Below are 15,212 nucleotides of genomic sequence, written 5' to 3'. Positions count from 1 at the left end.
CGTGCATGACGCCGTCACCGCTCTGCTCCGGCAGGACCGGCCCGTGGAGCTGCCGCTCTGGCGGTCGTTCTGGGACCGGCTCCACGACGGCGCGCTGCACCGGGGTGAGGCGGTGGCCCTGCTCGCCTCGCTGTCCACCCGGATGCCCGAGCGCGCCACCCTGACCGGCCTGCTGGACTCGCTGGCCGAGCGCCGCCCGGCCGACGTGCCCGGCGACATCGGTGCCGCGGTCAACATCGTCGGGACCGGCGGGGGCCCGAGCACCTTCAACGTCTCCACCGCGGCCGCGGTGGTCGCCGCCGCGATGGGGGTCAGGGTCGTGAAGACCGGCTCGCGCGCGTACACCGGCAGCCTCGGCTCCCTGGACCTGCTGGAGCGGCTCGGGATCCCGCCGGTCTCCTCGTACGAGGAGGCCCACGCGTCCCTGGAGCGGCACGGCATCGCCTTCGCCGGTTCCTTCGTCTACCCGGCCGAACTCGCCCTGCTCACCCGGAGCGTGCTGCCCCTGGACATCAGGAAGCTCGGCCGCTTCCTCAACGCCCTCGGCCCCTTCCTCGGCCGCCTCCCGGTCCGTGCGCAGCTGACCGGCGTCGCAGATCCCCGGTTGGTGACCGGACTGCGGCACGCCGCCGCGCATCTGGCCGGCGGGGCGGGCCGCTCGGTGTGGCTGTGCGTCAACGAGCCGGGCGCCGACGAACTCCTGAGCTTCACGCCCAACCGGGTGTACACCTTCGAGGGCGCCGAGGAGGACGAGTTCGTCCTCGACCCGGCCCGGCTGCGGCTGCGCCCCGGCTCGCCGGACGATCTTCGGCCCCAGGGTGCGGACCCCGTCGCGTACTTCCGCGCGGTGCTCTCGGGCAACTGCGTCCCGGCGGCCGAGGAGACCGTCTGCCTGAACGCCGCCGCGCTCGCCGTGGCCGGCCGGCTCACCGGCGACTGGGGCGCGGCACTGGACGCCGCCCGCGGCGTGATCCGGGACGGCCGGGCCCTCGATCTGCTCACCAGGCTCCGCGCGGGGGCGGCGGCCCATGCCTGAGTTCTTCACCCGCCGCCGGCCGGGGCGGCCCGGTCTCGCGGTGTTCCTCAACGCGGGCGACCCGCCGCTGGCCGCACTGCCCGAACTCGCCGCCATGCTCGACGAGAACGAGGTCGACTGCCTCGAACTGGCCGTGCCGTTCCCCGACTCGGCCACCGACGGGCCCATCGTCCGGGCGTCCGCCGCGCGGGCGCTGGCCGGCGGAGTCACCCCGCGGGCCGTCCTGGACGCCGTGGCGGCCGTGCGGCCGGGGCTGCGCCGGCTGCGGATCGCGCTGCTCGCCGACTGGAGCCACACCGTCCGGGGCACCGACCCGTACGACTTCGCCGCGGCCGTCCGTGACGCGGGGTGCGACGGGCTGTTGCTGCACGGCGTGCCGCCCCGGCTGCGCGCGGCCCACTACGCGGCCGTGCACCGGGCGGGACTGCCGCTCGTCACCACCTGCTACGCCACCTCCGGCTCCGACGCCGTGGCCGAAGCGGCGGACCAGGCCTCCGCCTATGTGTACCTGGTCGCCCACTACGGCCGCAGCGGCACCACCGCCGCCCGGGACCCGGAGCGGCTCGGGACAGTCATCGCCACCCTGCGTTCCACCGCCCGCGTGCCCGTGGCCGTCGGCTTCGGGATCAGGACGGGCACCGACGTCGCGCTCCTCGCGACGCTCGGCGCCGACGCCGTGGTCGTCGGCAGCGCCGGGGTGGCCCGCATCGAACAGTCCGGCGCCGCGGGGCGGGACCCCGTCGACGCGCTGCGTTCCTTCGTACGGGAACTGCGCGTCCCCGGCCCGGCCGCACACCGACCGACGCCCGGAAGAGAGGAACCCATCCATGATCGTCCGTAAGCTCGAGGACGTGGCCTGCGTCGACTGGGGGAACGGCCTGAGCCGCCGGTTCCTCACCGAGGGCGACGGCGTCGGCTACACCGTCACCGACACGATCGTCCGGGCGGGCACCAAGTCCCGCCTGGAGTACCGCAATCATCTGGAGAGCTGCTACTGCATAGCGGGCAGCGGCGAGGTGGTCGACGCCGAGGGCACCACCCACCCGATCACGCCCGGGACGCTCTACGCGCTCGACCGGCACGACGCGCACTGGCTCGTGGCGCACCCGGAGGAGGACCTGCGTCTGGTGTGCGTGTTCACCCCCGCCCTGCGCGGCGACGAGCGCCACGACCTCGACTCCGCCGGCTACTCCCACTACTGATGATCGACTGGACCGCGGAACAGCGGGCGCTGCGCGACGGCCTGGCGCCCTGGCTGGAGAAGCTCAACGCCGGTCGCATCGAGCGCGACGCGGCCGCCGCGTTCTCGTACGACAACTGGCGGACCCTGTCCGGTACCGGCATCCTCGGGCTGCCCTTCGACAGGAAGTGGGGCGGCCTCGGCCAGTCGCTGCTGACCACCATGTACGTCCTGGAGGCGCTCGGCGAGGGCTGCCGGGACGCCGGGCTGAGCTTCTCCGTCTGCACCCACATCGTCGCCACGGGGGTGCCGCTGCAGCGCTTCGGCACGGCGGCCCTCAAGGACCGCTATCTGCCGCGCATCTGCTCGGGCGAGCTGATCGGCGCCCATGCCATCAGCGAACCGGACAGCGGTTCGGACGCGCTGGCGATGCGGACCAGGGCGGTGCGCGACGGCGACGACTACGTGCTGAACGGCGCCAAGTCCTTCGTCAGCAACGGGCCGGTCGCCGGCCTGTTCACGGTCTACGCCCGTACCGGCGACGAACCCGGTCCGCTCGGCGTGACCGCGTTCCTGGTGGAGCGTGACACCCCCGGGCTCCGGATCGGCGCGCCGGTGGCGAAGATGGGGCTGCGCACCTCCCCGCTGAGCGAGCTGTACCTCGACGACTGCCGTGTTCCCGCGTCCCGGGTCGTGGGCCGGCCCGGCGGCGGCTTCCTGGTGCTCGACCACGTGATGCGCCGGGAGATCCTCTGTTCCTTCGTCGTCAACGCGGGAGAGATGCGGCACCGGGTCACCCGCTGCGTCGAGTACGCCCGCACCCGCAGGCAGTTCGGCCGGCCCATCGGCGACTACCAGGCCGTCTCCCACAAGATCGTGGACATGGAGATCGGGGTGGAGACGGCCCGGCACTGGCTGTACGGCACCGCCGAACGGATGGCGGCCGGCCAGAACGTGACCCGGGACATCGCCATGGCCAAGCTCGTCACCAGTGAGGCCAACGTCGCCTCCGCCCTCGCCGCCGTGCAGATCTTCGGCGGCTACGGCTACACGGCCGAGTACGGCATCGAGGCGGAGCTGCGCAACGCGGTCGGTTCGACCCTGTACTCGGGCACCTCCGAGATCCAGCGCAACCGCGTCGCGGCCCTGCTCGGCCTGTGACCCGCCGCCCCTTCAGGACCCCTCACCCACGACCGGAGAGACCCCACGTGACCACCCAGCACAGCGAGGATCCCGGCACCCTGCGCGCCACCGCCTTCCTCGACCACGCCTCGCCCGAGGTGCGCGGCTTCGTCGCCGGCGCCCTGCCGCCCGGAGCCGGCACCCCCACCGAACAGGCGGTCGCGCTCTACTACGCGGTGCGCGACTCCGTCCGCTACGAGGTGTACGGGGCGGACCTGTCCCGCGACGGACTGCGGGCGAGCACGGTGGTGCGCACCGGCTCCGGCATGTGCCTGCACAAGTCGGTGCTGTTCGTGGCCGGGCTGCGTTCGCTCGGCATCCCCGCCCGGCTCGGCCTGGCCGACGTGCGCAACCACCTGGCCTCCGAGCGGCTCAAGCGGCTGCTGGGCGGCGACGTCTTCCACATGCACTGCTTCACGACGGTGTACCTCGACGGCCGCTGGATCAAGGCGACCCCGGTGTTCAACCGGACGCTGTGCCGGCTGTACGACATGGCGCCGCTGGACTTCGACGGCACCGCCGACAGCCTGTACCACCCCTTCGACCTGCGGGGCCGGCGGCACATGGAGTTCCTGCGGCACCACGGGGAGTTCGAGGACCTGCCCTACGAGCGGGTCATCGCCGAGCTGAGGGCGGCGCACCCGGGACTGCTGAGGACGGACGGCACCGGGTTCACCGAGGGCTCGCTGGTGGGGGAAGCCGAGCCGTCGGCGGCCGGATAGTGCTCGTCAAGTTCTGCGGGGCGACCACCGCGGCCGAGGTGACGGACCTGGCGGCGGCCGGCGCCGATCTCGTCGGCCTGTGGCACGGCGTCCCGGGCGGCCGGTGCGAACTGACGGCCGCCCGCCTCGCCGCCCTGTCCGCGGTCGCCCTGGACACCGGCCGGCTCAGGCCGGTGCTCGTCACCTTCTCGTCCGACGTCCGGGCCGTGCTGGCGGCCGTGACGGCCGCCCGGGTGCCGTGCGTGCAACTGCACGGCTTCCAGCCTCCCGGCACGGTGCGTGCGCTGCGCCGGGACGGGCCGGCGGACCTCGAGATCATCAAGGTGCTCCACCTGCGGCGGGGCGTGTGTCCGGAGGAACGGCTGATCGGTGCCTACGAGCGGGCCGGCACCGACGGCTTCCTGCTGGACTCGGTCACCGCGGACGGCCGGATCGGCAGTACCGCACAGCCCCTCGACGACGCGGACGTGACCGCCCTCGCCGACCGTACAGGGCTGCCCTTCCTGCTGGCGGGCGGTCTGCACGCCGGCAATCCGGGCGACTTCGCGGGTGCGCGTGCGCATCCGCGCTTTCTCGGAATCGACGTCGACTCGGCGGCGCGCGCCGGCGACGGGCTGCTGCGAGCCGGTCCCGCGTCCGCCGTCACCCGTGCCTGGAGGACCGTGTGAACACCCCCTTCGCCGACGCGCTCGCCACGGCGGCCCGGCCGCTGATCATGGAGGTCAAACGGCGGGACGCGAGCGGCCGGGACCTGCTGGGCGCCTTCGGGGTGGCCGGGACCGTGGAGCGGTTCGAGGCGGCCGGTGCGCCCTGCCTCTCGGTGGTCACGGGGCGCTGGTTCGGAGGTACCGAGGACCTGCTGAGGGAGGTCGCCTCCCGCACCTCGCTGCCGCTGCTGCGCAAGGACTTCGTCACCAGCAGGCGCCAGCTGGAGCGGACCCGCGAGCTGGGCGCCTCCGCCGTCCTGCTGACCGCGAGAGTGCTGCCCGCCGGGGTGCTGGCCCGGCTGACCGATCACGCCCTGGAGCTGGGGCTGACCCCGTTCGTCGAGGTCGCCGACGAGACGGAGGTGGCGACGGTGGCGCGCGGGTCCGAAAGTGTGGTGGCGGTCAACAACAAGGACATCGCCACCCGTGAACGGCTGCCGGGCGACCTCGGCCGCGGCCGGGCGCTGCTGCCCGCGGTGCGTTCCACCGGTACTCCCCTCCCGGTCAGCGCGAGCGGCATCGCCGACCCGGTGACCGCCGCCCACCTGCTGGACGAGGGCTTCGCCGGGCTGCTCATCGGCACGGGCCTGTTGCGGGCCCCCAGTGTGACGACCTGGTGCGCCGCGCTCGACGCAGCGCGGGGCACCTCGGACTGCGGCCGGGCGCGAACCTGACCACGCCTCAGCCGCGCCTGCCGCCGGCCTGGGCGCGTCGTCCGCGGGCGGTGCGCCCCCAGGGCTTGTAGATCGAGACGACGGCGGCGACGGTGAGCAGGGCGAACAGCACGGGGACGCTCCACAGCAGGAAGTCCGCGGCGCCACCGGGGTCCGGCGGGCCGTCGCCCACATCGGCCGTGCGTTCGGTGGCCGTCGTGACGACCGGGTGGATGACGAACCACGCGAAGATCGTCATGAACAGGGTGATGACCCATTTGACGACGATCCACCAGTGCAGCAGCAGCCCCCACTTGGTGCCGCAGGAGAGCAGGACGCCGGTGACCGCGGCGGTGATGCTGAAGACCGTCACGCTGGTGTCGTCGAACACGTACATCGCGTAGTAGACGCCCTTGGCCACGGCGGGGTCGTCCGTGGTGCATCCCATGATCGCCAGGACCGCCATGGAGAGCGAGAGGCCCACCCAGCCGACCGAGGTGACGACGTGGACGGCCAGCGTCGCCTTCCGCGCTTTGCGGCCGAGTTCGAACTTCTTCTTCGTGGGATGCTGCCGGGACGTTCCGGGCTTGGCCTTGGCAGCGGGGACGGAAGCAGGCAAAGCGGCGCCTCGCTTTCAGCTGGGCTCGGGGGTGTGCGCCTTTGCGGCGCTAAACTCTTTACGGTGTACGGAAAACTCTTTACAGCGTACAGGATCACCACTCCGACGCGAGGTCAAGGACTCGAATGGCGAAAGAAACCGGCCGCATGGATGCCGCACGCGTCCTGACTCTTCTGTGGCGCAAAAAGCACGAGCCCGCCCCGCCGGCCCGCGGCCCCCGCCAGGGCCTGTCGGTCGACCGCATCGTGCGGACCGCGATCTCCGTCGCCGACGCGGAGGGGCTGGGCGCCCTGTCGATGCGCAAGGTCGCGGAGCCGCTCGGGGTCTCCGCCATGTCCCTCTACACCTATGTGTCGGGCCGCGCCGAGCTGGTCAACTGCATGCTCGACGAGGTCCTCGCCGAAGCCCCGTCGCTCGAGGGCGCCGACGGCTGGCGGCAGGCGCTGGAGCGCTACGCCCGGGGCGGCATGGACATCGCCCGGCGCCACCCGTGGGTGCCACCGCTGATCTCGTCGCGAATGCTGATGGGCCCCAACGAGACCGCCATGTGGGACGGCGTGTTCGGGGCCCTGACGGGGCTGGGCCTGGACGAGCGGGAGATGCTCGCCGTCGTCCATCTGCTCAACGGCTATGTGCGCGGCGCGACTCAGCAGTCGGCGGACGCCGAGCAGGACGCACGGCGCGCCGGCCTGAGTTACGACGAGTGGTACGAGCAGACGGGGCCGCTGCTGGAGCAGGTGATCTCCGCCGACCGCTACCCGTTCCTCACCAGGGTCTGGATGTCGGGAGTCTTCGAGGAACCGGGCGCGGGGCTCGGGCCGGACGGCGGCTTCGAGTTCGGGCTCCAGCGGGTCCTCGACGGCATCGAGCAGTGCATCGCCGACCGGGCCGCAGGGGGCCCCACCGGCTGAGACACGCTCCGCCGTCCGCACCTCGGGCCCGTGCTCCAGCGACCCTCAGGGGACCCTCCAGTCCGGTTTCCGATCCTGGTGGCGCAACGGACGAAGAAGCCTCACAGGGCTGAGGCCGGACAGGGCGGAGCAGGCGTGACAGTTCTGGTGACAGGAGCGACAGGATCCGTGGGCCGCCTCGTGGCCGGCCACCTCCTCGCCGCGGGCCGGCGGGTGCGGGCGCTGACCCGCGACCCGGCCGCCGCCGCGCTGCCGGACGGGGTCGAGGTGTACGAGGGCGACCTGGTGTATCCCCACACGCTGCGTGCCGCGCTGGACGGCGCCGAGCGCCTCTACCTCTTCCCGGTCCCGGAGACCGCCGGCGAGGTGGTCGCCGCCGCCGCGGAGGCGGGCGTACGCCGGATCGTCGTGCTCTCCTCGTCCTCCGTGCTCGACACCTCGGGCCACAACCACAGCGCGGAGCACCATCGCACCGTGGAGCGCGCCGTCGAGGAGTCCGGTCTGGAGTGGACCTTCGTACGGCCCGACGAGTTCGCGGCCAACGTCCTGTGGCAGTGGGGTCACTCCATTCGCACCGAGGACGTGGTGCGCGCCCCCTACGGCGACGCCCGTCGCGTGCCGGTGCACGAGGCCGACGTCGCCGCCGTGGCCGCGGCCGCCCTGCTGGAGGACGGGCACGCCGGACGCGCGTACGTCCTCACCGGACCCGAGGCGATCACCCAGGTCGATCAGGTGCGAGCGATAGCCGGGGCCGTCGGCCGCCCGATCACCTTCGAGGAGATCACCCCCGAGCGGGCCAGGCGGTCCATGGCGACGGTCATGCCGCCGCCGGTCGTCGAGATGGTGCTGGACTACCTCGCCGACGCCGTCGCCCGCCCGCCCGTGCCCGTGGACACCGTCGAGCGCGTCACCGGCCGCCCGGCCCGGACCTTCGCCCGCTGGGCGGCCGATCACTCCGCCGACTTCGCTCCGCGCCTCGAGGAGTCGGCCGCATGACGACCGAGATCCCCGAGCCCGCGGAGCCGACCGCGCGGACCCTCCCGGCCGGGGCGCCGGCCGGCGGCGCCAACGCCTTCGTCCGGATGACCGGCAGCGGAGAACCCGAGCGGCGGATCGCCCTGGGCGGCGGCGAGCGCCCGGTCGCCGGACGCGGCAAGGTCGTCGTCCGGGTCGAGGCCGCGGGCGTCTCCTACGCGGAGGTGCAGATGCTCCGGCACCTGCACCCCTTCCCGCCCCGCTTCCCCTTCGTGCCGGGCTACGACCTGGTCGGGCGCATCACCGAGGTCGGTCCCGGCGTCTCCGGGCGGCGCGTCGGCGAGCGGGTCGCCGCCATGCCCCGCCAGGGTTCCTGGCAGCAGTACGTGGAGACGTCCGCCCGAACGCTCGCGTCCGTCCCGGAGGACCTGGACGCGGCCGTCGCCGTGGCCCTGGTCACCAACGGAGTGACCGCCTGGCAGATGCTGCACCGGCTCGCCGACGTGCGACCCGGTGACGCCGTCCTGGTGCACGGCGCCAGCGGTGGCGTGGGCACCCTGCTCACACAGCTCGCCGTGCACCACGGGCTGCGCGTTCTGGGCACCGCCTCACCGGCCAAGCACGAGGCCGTCCGCGCGCTCGGGGCGGAGCCGTTCGACTACCGTGCGCCCGGTCTGGCCGCGGCCGTCGGAGAGCGGGTTCCCGGCGGCGTACGGGCCGTCTTCGACCACGTGGGCGGTCGCGGGCTCGACGAGGGCTGGGCCATGCTCGCCGACGGCGGCACCCTGGTCTCCTACGACTCCTCCGTCGCCGGGTACGAACCCGGGCAGTGGTTCCGCCCGCACGTCCCGGCGCTGCGGCGCACGGTGCGGCGCTGGGCGGCCCGGCACCTGGGGCTCACCCGCGGCCGGCGCATGGCGATGTACTACGTCAAGCCGGGCGAGGACTTCGACGCCGACTTCGCCGCGCTCCTCCGGCTCGTCGCCGAGGGCGTTCTCCGGCCCGAGATCGCGGGGCGTCACCGGCTGGACGCGGCCGCGGTCGCCGTGCGCGCCCTGCTCGACGGAAGCACCGTCGGCAAGCACGTCCTGCTGCCCTGACCCCGGTGCGAGCCGCCGCGCACTGCGCCGCCCGGACTCCCCCGGGCCGGCTGCACAGTTCCGACCGATCCGCTTCGACTCCCCTGTTCCGAAAGGAAATCGGCATGTCCGCCACACTCACCGAGAAGTCCGCCCAAGAGCGCAACAAGGAGCTCGCCCTCTCCATGGTCGCGAGCTGGAACCGCTGGGAGCTCCAGGGCATCATCAAGCACTGGGCCCCGGACATCCAGCACTTCTCCGAGGACCGCGAGGTCTCTTCGAAGGCCATGGTGCGGGCCATGGAGGGCGGCCTCGCCGCCTTCCCCGACCTGCACCTCGACGTCAGGAGCATCGTCGCCGAGGGGGACCGCGTCTGCCTGCGGATCACCGTGACGGCCAGTCACGGGGGCGAGTTCCTCGGAAAGGCCCCGACCGGCCGCAAGGTGACCTGGTACATGCTGGAGGAACTGCGCTTCAACGACGCCGGCCAGGTCATCGAGCACTATGACGTCTTCAACTACCTGCCGATGCTGAAGACGTTGGGGCTCGCCCCGGCAGACGCGCTGTGAGCACGGCGGTCCGGGCCGCACCCCACATGGTCGAGGTCGCCGACGGGGTCCACGCGTACGTGCAGCCCGACGGCGGCTGGTGCCTCAACAACGCGGGCCTGGTCGTCGGCGACGACGGCCAGAGCCTGCTGGTGGACACGGCGGCCACCGAGTTCCGCGCCCGGCTGCTGCGCCAGGAGGTGCTGCGCCGGTCCGGGGTCCCGCCGCGCACCGTGGTGAACACCCACTTCCACGGTGACCACACCTTCGGCAACTCCCACTTCCCGGAGGCGCTGATCGTCGCCCACGAGCGCACACGCACCGAGATGGCGGCGGCCGGGCTGCACCTTACCGGCCTGTGGCCCGACGTGCGCTGGGGCGACCTGCGGCTGACCCTGCCGCACGTCACCTACCGCGACACGCTGACCCTGCACATCGGCGGGGTGCGCGCCGACCTGGTCCACCTGGGGCCGGCGCACACCACCAACGACACCGTCGTCTGGCTGCCGGAACGGCGCGTCGTGTTCACCGGCGACCTCGTGATGTCCGGCGTCACGCCGTTCTGCCTGATGGGCTCCGTCTCCGGGTCGCTGCGGGCCATGGAACGGCTGCGCGCGCTCGGCGCCGAGACGGTCGTCCCGGGCCACGGCCCGGTCGGCGGCCCCGAGTTGATCGACCACAGCGAGGCGTACTTCCGCTGGCTCCACGAACAGGCCCGGCGGGGCGTGGCCGCCGGCCTGACCCCGTTCCAGCTCGCCCGCGACCTCGGGGCGGGGCCGTTCGACGGCCTTCTCGACTCCGAGCGCGTGGTGCCGAATCTGCACCGCGGCTACGCGGAGGTGCGCGGTGCGGCGCCCGGCGATCCGCTCGACGTCGGCGCGCTCTTCAAGGAGATGTCCGCGTTCCACGGCGGTCTGCCCGACTGCCACGCCTGATCCCGTCGACAGCAACCACAGGTCGACGACAACACCCACAGAAGGAGCCCGATCCACATGAAGAGCTTCCGTTCCCTGGCCGTCGCCGGTGCGACGCTGGCACTCGTCATCGGCGGCAGTGCGAGCGCGCACGCGTCGGCCAGTCCCCAGAAGCCGTACAAGAGCGGGGGGAAGATCGTGGCGAAGACGTCGTTCGGCAACAACAAGAAGACGTGCGTCTACCTGGAGCTGATCAACCCGACGTGGCCGGCGCCCGTTCCGGTCGCGAGCAAGTGCACCGACGCCAGGTCCGGCACCGTCTCCGCCTCCGCGCGCTGCGGCACCGGCATCTACAACACCAAGGTGCTGTACACGACCCTCGACAACAAGAAGCACGCCAAGGACTCCGGCACCAAGTTCATCTCCTGCTGAGCACGAAACGCGATGCCCCGGACAGGCACACGGCCTGTCCGGGGCATCCTTGTCGCCCGGCTGGGCCCTAGGTGACGTCGATGCCCTTGAGATACGTCGAGAAGCTCATCAGGCCCGGGTGTTCGGCCCGCAGCGCGGGAATGTCCGCGCGATAGCCGTGCTCCTGGAACCACTCGAACATCAGCGAGATCTCGGGCGCGTTGGGGATGTACGGGTTGGCCGCGACGGTGTCCAGCGCAAGCTCCTCGAAGCGCGCGGGCCGGCCGGTGCGCTCCGCGAACGCCTCGGCCAGCCCGGTCGCCGTCAGCTCGTCACCGGCTATCTCCACCGCCCGCCCCAGGTAGTCCCGCGGGCGTTCGAAGGCCTGCGCGGCGAAGAAGCCGATGTCCTCGACCGCGATGAACTGCACCCGGGTGTCCGGCTTCAGGGCCAGCCGTACCACCAGGGTGCCGTCCTCCGACGGCACGCCGTGGGCGGCGAAGTTGTCCATGAAGAAGGTCGGGCGCAGCACGGTGGCCGGAACTCCGAGTCGGGACAGGTACCGCTCGATGCCCCGCTTGGAGTCGAAGTGGGGCACTCCGCTGTGCCGTTCGGCGCCTCCGACCGAGCTGTAGACCAGGTGGTCCACGCCGGCCGCCAGGGCCGCCCGGGCCACGGCGCGGCCCTGCCGCACCTCGCCGCCGAGCCCGGCCGGCGTCATGAAGGTCTGTACCGAGAAGACCCCGCTCACGCCGTCCATCGCGGCGCGCAGCGAGGTCTCGTCGTCCAGGTCCCCGCGGACCAGGGTCACGCCGAGTTCCGCCAGTCTCCGCGCCGCCGCCGACTGAGGGTCGCGCACCAGGGCCACCGTGGCGCGGCCCCGGCGGACGAGCTCGCGCGCCACGGCGCCGCCCTGCAGACCGGTCGCCCCCGTCACGAGGACCGGTCCGGCCGTCTCCCCGCCGCCGTTCATACGGCACTCCTCTCCGAGCCCTCGGCGGCGCCGGTCGGCTCCTGCGCCGCGAACAGCGCCGCGTTCTCCACGGCCCACCGGCGGTACGGGCGCGGCTCGCGCCCAGTGAGGTCACGCACCGCGGTCGTGGGCCTCGACCAGGGCACCTCGGGGCTGCGCAGCGCCGCGACGTTGCGCACCGCGGCGGCGCGGTCGCCGGTGATCCGGGTGAAGACCTCCACGACCTCCTCGGCCGGCGCCACCGAGAAGTCCAGCTCCCGTTCCAGGACCTCGCCGAGGATCCGCGCCTGCTCCCGCGAGGTGAGCGTCTGCGGGCCGGTGAGCAGATACGCCCGGCCCTCGTGGCCGTCCCGGGTGAGCGCCGCCACGGCCGCCGACGCGATGTCGTACTCGTCGACGGGCGCCCCCGGGGTGTTCCCGATCCAGCAGCGCACCGAGCCGCTCTCTCGGATCGTCCCGGCCCACCAGGACGTGTTGGCGTGGAACGGGCCGGGGCGCAGGAACGTCCATGCCGCACCGCAGTCGGCCAGCGCCTCCTCGGCGGCCCGGTGCTCGTCCGCGATGCCGTGCGGCACCGGATGCCGGACGCTCGCCGACGACAGCAGCACGATCCGGCGAAGTCGCGCCCGCCGCGCGGCCACCGCGACGTTGGCGGCCTCCTGCGCGACATCGCCGGAGAGCACGACCAGCGCCGCGCCGACACCGGCGAACGCCCTGTCCAACGAGGCCGGGTCGGCCGGACTGCCCGCGACCACGTCGACACTCGGCGGCAGGCCGGCTTCCTCGGGTTTCCGGCTCAACGCGCGGACGTCCCGGCCCAGTTCGACGAGCTGCCGGGTGGCCTCGCGGCCGACCTTGCCCGTGGCTCCGGCGATCAGGATCATCGGTCAGGCCCTCCAGCCCTGAGGTTCGGGCCACGGCGAGCCGAGCTGCCGGTACGTGCCCTGGTAGTCGGGCCAGTCGCGGTGGTCACGGATCCTGCCGTCGACGAACCGGATGAGATGGATCTGCTCGCCGGAGAAGACGCGCCCGGTCGGGGCCATGCCGACGAGATCGCCGACGTGCCGGCCGTAGAGCACGAGATGGGCCCGGACCCAGTCGCCGCGCTCCTCGATCAGCACCTCTTCGAGGCGGGCCTCCTCGGAGAACGTCATCCGCAGCCACTTCACCGCCATGGCGAAGGACTCGGGCCCGCGCAGATCCATGTGCTCCAGCGTCGCCGGATTCAGGTATTCCGGGTGAATGTATTCGGCGACATCCTCGACGACTCCCGTGTTGTAAGCCCTTATCATTCGACGCACGGCGTCGACATGACCACTCATCGAATTCCTTCCGGACGGCACGAGGTTACTGCGCCATCCTGCGGCACCGCGTTTCCACGGACAAGCCTCGAATTGCCCAGGAAGCCTTTTATTCAAGGGAATTCAAGCAACTGTCGAGTGTTTTTCGAGGAGTTTTCCAGCGTGGTCCGTGCCCGGGCCCGGACGATGAAGGCTCCTGCTCGATTCGCCGTACGGAACCGGAGTGGACATGGACACCGCCGCCTACAAGACGAAAATCACCGACGCCTTCAACTCGGCCGCGGCCACCTACGACCGGATGGGGGTGGAGTTCTTCACGCCCATGGGCCGTCGGCTGGTCGAGCGGGCCGGGCCCCGGCCGGGCGAGCGGGTTCTCGACATCGGCTGCGGACTCGGTGCGACCCTGCTGCCCGCGGCCCGGCTGGTCGCTCCGGCGGGCCACGCCCTGGGCATCGACATCGCCCCCGCGATGATCGCGGAGGCCCGCGGCGAGGCCGACCGGCAGGGCGTCGGCAACGTCGAACTGCGGGTGATGGACGGTGAGCGGCCCGACCTGCCCGCCCGCTCCTTCGATCTGGTGCTCGGCAGCTACAGCGTGATCTTCCTGCCCCACGCGCGGGCCGCGCTCGCCCACTACGCCGGTCTGCTGGCCGACGCCGGCCGTATCGCGTTCACCAGCCCGGTCTTCACCCGGGACACCTTCCCCTTCCTGCCGCCGCTGTTCACCGAGCTGATCCCGCTGACCCTGCTCAGGCACCTGCCCGAGTCCTGGCACCCGGAACAGCTGCACCGGCAGCTGCACTCCTGGCTGGAGCGCCCGGCCGACCTCGAAGCAGCGCTGGAGCAGGCCGGTTTCACGGACGTGGAGATCGTCGACGAGCCGGTGCGGATGACCGCGGTCTCCGGCGAGGCGTGGGTCGACTGGTCGCACACCCAGGGCATGCGGCTGCTGTGGCAGCACCTGCCGCACAGCGAGGCCGCGGCACTGCGCGCCCGCCTCGTCACCGCGCTCGACGCGCTGCGCGAGGGCGACGGCCCGGTGCTGATCGAGGTGCCGGTGCGCTACGTCACCGCCTCGGTCGCCCGCTGACCCGGAACGCGAGAAAGGGGGCGGAGGACCGGAGTCACCCGGTCCTCCGCCCCCCTTCGATACGTGTCGCTGCCCTGGTTCGCCTCGGGTGCCTTGCCTCGCCTCGGGTGCCTTGTGCCGCCTCAGGTCACCGAGAGCGCGCCGTCCACCGCCAGCACGGTGCCGTTGGCGTATCCGGCCGCCGGCCGGGTCAGCTGCAGGATCCACCAGGCGATCTCCTCGGGGCGACCCACCCGGCCGGCCGGAATCCTCTCGGCCATCTGCGCCAGGAACGCCTCGTACGCCTCGGGAGGCATCCCCGCCCGTACCCCGACCCCGGTGTCGACCACCCCGGGGGCGATGCCCACGCAGCGGATGCCGCGCGGGGCAAGCTCCACGGCCCAGGTGCGGGTGAGGAAGTCGAGGGCGGCCTTGGCCATGCCGTACACGGAGTTGTCCGGCCAGGCCCGCCGGCCGAGCGAGCCCGCGGAGCCGACGTTCACCACCGTGCCCCGGGTGGCCTGGAGGGCGTCCAGCGCGCGCTGCGTCAGGAACAGCGGGGCGACCAGATTCGTGCCCAGCTGGGCCTCGACGACCTCCCGGTCGAGACCGGCCAGCGGCCCGAAGCCGGCGACGGCCGCGTTGTTGACGAGGACGTCGATCCGGCCGAACTCCCGCAGCGCTGCCGAGACGATGCGCTCGGGCGCGTCCGGGTCGTGGACGTCCGCGGTGACGCGGCGGATCCTGTCGTGTCCGTCGGCGGTCTCCCTGAGGGTCGCCTCCGAGCGGCCGACGATCAGCACGTGTGCCCCGTCCTCGTGGAACGCGCGCGCGGTCGCCCGGCCGATCCCCGTGCCGCCGCCCGTGACGACGACGGCCCTCTCCCCCGTCTCCCCTGTCTCCGCGTGCTCCGCGGAACCGGTCATGGCGTC

At 72.7% G+C, this 15,212-nt stretch carries 19 protein-coding genes; 14 read left to right on the top strand and 5 right to left on the bottom strand.

The window, feature by feature from the left end; all coding sequences use genetic code 11:
- The first annotated feature begins 1 nt into the window (after window position 1).
- The 7 genes from AC07CM_RS25930 to AC07CM_RS25900 are packed head-to-tail and all read left to right on the top strand — an operon-like array spanning window position 2 to window position 5,501.
- Window positions 2–1,036 carry a hypothetical protein gene (locus AC07CM_RS25930; protein ID WP_478878836.1) on the top strand — a complete coding sequence of 345 codons (1,035 nt, stop codon included), beginning with the start codon at window positions 2–4 and terminating at the stop codon, window positions 1,034–1,036.
- Window positions 1,029–1,877 carry a tryptophan synthase subunit alpha gene (gene trpA, locus AC07CM_RS25925; protein ID WP_478878835.1) on the top strand — a complete coding sequence of 283 codons (849 nt, stop codon included), beginning with the start codon at window positions 1,029–1,031 and terminating at the stop codon, window positions 1,875–1,877. The genes AC07CM_RS25930 and trpA overlap by 8 nt, the downstream gene beginning before the upstream one ends.
- Window positions 1,864–2,238: an ectoine synthase gene (locus AC07CM_RS25920; protein WP_478878834.1), complete on the top strand. Its 375-nt coding sequence runs from the start codon at window positions 1,864–1,866 to the stop codon at window positions 2,236–2,238. Before trpA ends, AC07CM_RS25920 begins: the two co-directional genes overlap by 14 nt.
- The gene (locus AC07CM_RS25915) at window positions 2,238–3,377 is read left to right on the top strand and encodes an acyl-CoA dehydrogenase family protein (protein ID WP_478878833.1); all 1,140 of its coding nucleotides are present in this window, start codon (window positions 2,238–2,240) and stop codon (window positions 3,375–3,377) included. Before AC07CM_RS25920 ends, AC07CM_RS25915 begins: the two co-directional genes overlap by 1 nt.
- Before the next feature lie 47 nt (window positions 3,378–3,424).
- Window positions 3,425–4,120 (top strand): transglutaminase-like domain-containing protein, encoded by a 696-nt coding sequence (locus tag AC07CM_RS25910; RefSeq protein ID WP_478878832.1) that lies wholly within the window; start codon window positions 3,425–3,427, stop codon window positions 4,118–4,120.
- Entirely contained in the window at window positions 4,120–4,788 is a 669-nt protein-coding gene (locus tag AC07CM_RS25905) for a phosphoribosylanthranilate isomerase (RefSeq protein ID WP_478878831.1), read from the top strand. Before AC07CM_RS25910 ends, AC07CM_RS25905 begins: the two co-directional genes overlap by 1 nt.
- Window positions 4,785–5,501, top strand: coding sequence for a beta/alpha barrel domain-containing protein (locus AC07CM_RS25900; protein ID WP_478878830.1), 717 nt, complete (start codon window positions 4,785–4,787; stop codon window positions 5,499–5,501). Before AC07CM_RS25905 ends, AC07CM_RS25900 begins: the two co-directional genes overlap by 4 nt.
- Before the next feature lie 7 nt (window positions 5,502–5,508).
- On the opposite strand, the gene AC07CM_RS25895 is transcribed toward AC07CM_RS25900, so the two are convergent.
- A complete protein-coding gene (locus AC07CM_RS25895) occupies window positions 5,509–6,099 on the bottom strand; it encodes a DUF2269 domain-containing protein (RefSeq protein ID WP_478878829.1) in 591 nt (196 codons plus the stop codon).
- A 125-nt stretch (window positions 6,100–6,224) separates the two neighbouring features.
- Here AC07CM_RS25895 and AC07CM_RS25890 point away from each other — a divergent pair, with 125 nt between their 5' ends.
- From AC07CM_RS25890 to AC07CM_RS25865, 6 genes are all read left to right on the top strand, one after another.
- A complete protein-coding gene (locus AC07CM_RS25890; protein WP_478878828.1) occupies window positions 6,225–7,010 on the top strand; it encodes a TetR/AcrR family transcriptional regulator in 786 nt (261 codons plus the stop codon).
- Window positions 7,011–7,178: 168 nt separating this feature from the next.
- Complete coding sequence (locus tag AC07CM_RS25885) at window positions 7,179–8,006, top strand: NAD(P)H-binding protein (protein WP_478878827.1); 828 nt, start codon at window positions 7,179–7,181, stop codon at window positions 8,004–8,006.
- Window positions 8,003–9,085, top strand: coding sequence for a zinc-binding dehydrogenase (locus AC07CM_RS25880; protein WP_478878826.1), 1,083 nt, complete (start codon window positions 8,003–8,005; stop codon window positions 9,083–9,085). The genes AC07CM_RS25885 and AC07CM_RS25880 overlap by 4 nt, the downstream gene beginning before the upstream one ends.
- A 104-nt stretch (window positions 9,086–9,189) precedes the next feature.
- Complete coding sequence (locus AC07CM_RS25875; protein ID WP_478878825.1) at window positions 9,190–9,633, top strand: ester cyclase; 444 nt, start codon at window positions 9,190–9,192, stop codon at window positions 9,631–9,633.
- Between the two features lie 26 nt (window positions 9,634–9,659).
- Window positions 9,660–10,547, top strand: coding sequence for an MBL fold metallo-hydrolase (locus AC07CM_RS25870; RefSeq protein WP_478878979.1), 888 nt, complete (start codon window positions 9,660–9,662; stop codon window positions 10,545–10,547).
- A gap of 57 nt (window positions 10,548–10,604) precedes the next feature.
- On the top strand, window positions 10,605–10,958 hold the full coding sequence (locus tag AC07CM_RS25865) for a hypothetical protein (RefSeq protein WP_478878824.1): 354 nt from the start codon (window positions 10,605–10,607) through the stop codon (window positions 10,956–10,958).
- A gap of 67 nt (window positions 10,959–11,025) precedes the next feature.
- Here the strand turns inward: AC07CM_RS25865 and AC07CM_RS25860 are convergent, their stop codons facing one another.
- From AC07CM_RS25860 to AC07CM_RS25850, 3 genes are read right to left on the bottom strand one after another with little or no spacing between them, the layout of a single operon-like run.
- Window positions 11,026–11,910 (bottom strand): NmrA/HSCARG family protein, encoded by an 885-nt coding sequence (locus AC07CM_RS25860; RefSeq protein ID WP_478878823.1) that lies wholly within the window; start codon window positions 11,908–11,910, stop codon window positions 11,026–11,028.
- Entirely contained in the window at window positions 11,907–12,794 is an 888-nt protein-coding gene (locus AC07CM_RS25855; protein WP_478878822.1) for an SDR family oxidoreductase, read from the bottom strand. The genes AC07CM_RS25860 and AC07CM_RS25855 overlap by 4 nt, the downstream gene beginning before the upstream one ends.
- A 3-nt stretch (window positions 12,795–12,797) precedes the next feature.
- Window positions 12,798–13,232 carry a SnoaL/DnrD family polyketide biosynthesis methyl ester cyclase gene (locus tag AC07CM_RS25850; RefSeq protein ID WP_478878821.1) on the bottom strand — a complete coding sequence of 145 codons (435 nt, stop codon included), beginning with the start codon at window positions 13,230–13,232 and terminating at the stop codon, window positions 12,798–12,800.
- Window positions 13,233–13,440: 208 nt separating this feature from the next.
- Between AC07CM_RS25850 and AC07CM_RS25845 the strand changes: the two genes are divergently transcribed.
- Window positions 13,441–14,301 carry a class I SAM-dependent methyltransferase gene (locus AC07CM_RS25845; protein WP_478878820.1) on the top strand — a complete coding sequence of 287 codons (861 nt, stop codon included), beginning with the start codon at window positions 13,441–13,443 and terminating at the stop codon, window positions 14,299–14,301.
- A gap of 122 nt (window positions 14,302–14,423) precedes the next feature.
- Here the strand turns inward: AC07CM_RS25845 and AC07CM_RS25840 are convergent, their stop codons facing one another.
- A complete protein-coding gene (locus AC07CM_RS25840) occupies window positions 14,424–15,206 on the bottom strand; it encodes an SDR family NAD(P)-dependent oxidoreductase (RefSeq protein WP_478878819.1) in 783 nt (260 codons plus the stop codon).
- Between the last annotated feature and the right edge of the window lie 6 nt (window positions 15,207–15,212).

This window comes from Streptomyces sp. NPDC044061 (genome assembly GCF_056434305.1).
The sequence above is the reverse complement of the archived record's forward strand: the minus strand, read 5'-3'. Positions and strand labels throughout refer to the sequence as shown.

Bases quoted from the DNA above. Each gene is read 5' to 3' on its own strand.
- trpA (WP_478878835.1), top strand. From the start codon at position 1,029: ATGCCTGAGTTCTTCACCCGCCGCCGGCCGGGGCGGCCCGGTCTCGCG.
- AC07CM_RS25920 (WP_478878834.1), top strand. From the start codon at position 1,864: ATGATCGTCCGTAAGCTCGAGGACGTGGCCTGCGTCGACTGGGGGAAC.
- AC07CM_RS25915 (WP_478878833.1), top strand. From the start codon at position 2,238: ATGATCGACTGGACCGCGGAACAGCGGGCGCTGCGCGACGGCCTGGCG.
- AC07CM_RS25890 (WP_478878828.1), top strand. From the start codon at position 6,225: ATGGCGAAAGAAACCGGCCGCATGGATGCCGCACGCGTCCTGACTCTT.
- AC07CM_RS25880 (WP_478878826.1), top strand. From the start codon at position 8,003: ATGACGACCGAGATCCCCGAGCCCGCGGAGCCGACCGCGCGGACCCTC.
- AC07CM_RS25875 (WP_478878825.1), top strand. From the start codon at position 9,190: ATGTCCGCCACACTCACCGAGAAGTCCGCCCAAGAGCGCAACAAGGAG.
- AC07CM_RS25870 (WP_478878979.1), top strand. From the start codon at position 9,660: ATGGTCGAGGTCGCCGACGGGGTCCACGCGTACGTGCAGCCCGACGGC.
- AC07CM_RS25865 (WP_478878824.1), top strand. From the start codon at position 10,605: ATGAAGAGCTTCCGTTCCCTGGCCGTCGCCGGTGCGACGCTGGCACTC.
- AC07CM_RS25860 (WP_478878823.1), bottom strand. From the start codon at position 11,910: ATGAACGGCGGCGGGGAGACGGCCGGACCGGTCCTCGTGACGGGGGCG.
- AC07CM_RS25855 (WP_478878822.1), bottom strand. From the start codon at position 12,794: ATGATCCTGATCGCCGGAGCCACGGGCAAGGTCGGCCGCGAGGCCACC.
- AC07CM_RS25850 (WP_478878821.1), bottom strand. From the start codon at position 13,232: ATGAGTGGTCATGTCGACGCCGTGCGTCGAATGATAAGGGCTTACAAC.
- AC07CM_RS25845 (WP_478878820.1), top strand. From the start codon at position 13,441: ATGGACACCGCCGCCTACAAGACGAAAATCACCGACGCCTTCAACTCG.
- AC07CM_RS25840 (WP_478878819.1), bottom strand. From the start codon at position 15,206: ATGACCGGTTCCGCGGAGCACGCGGAGACAGGGGAGACGGGGGAGAGG.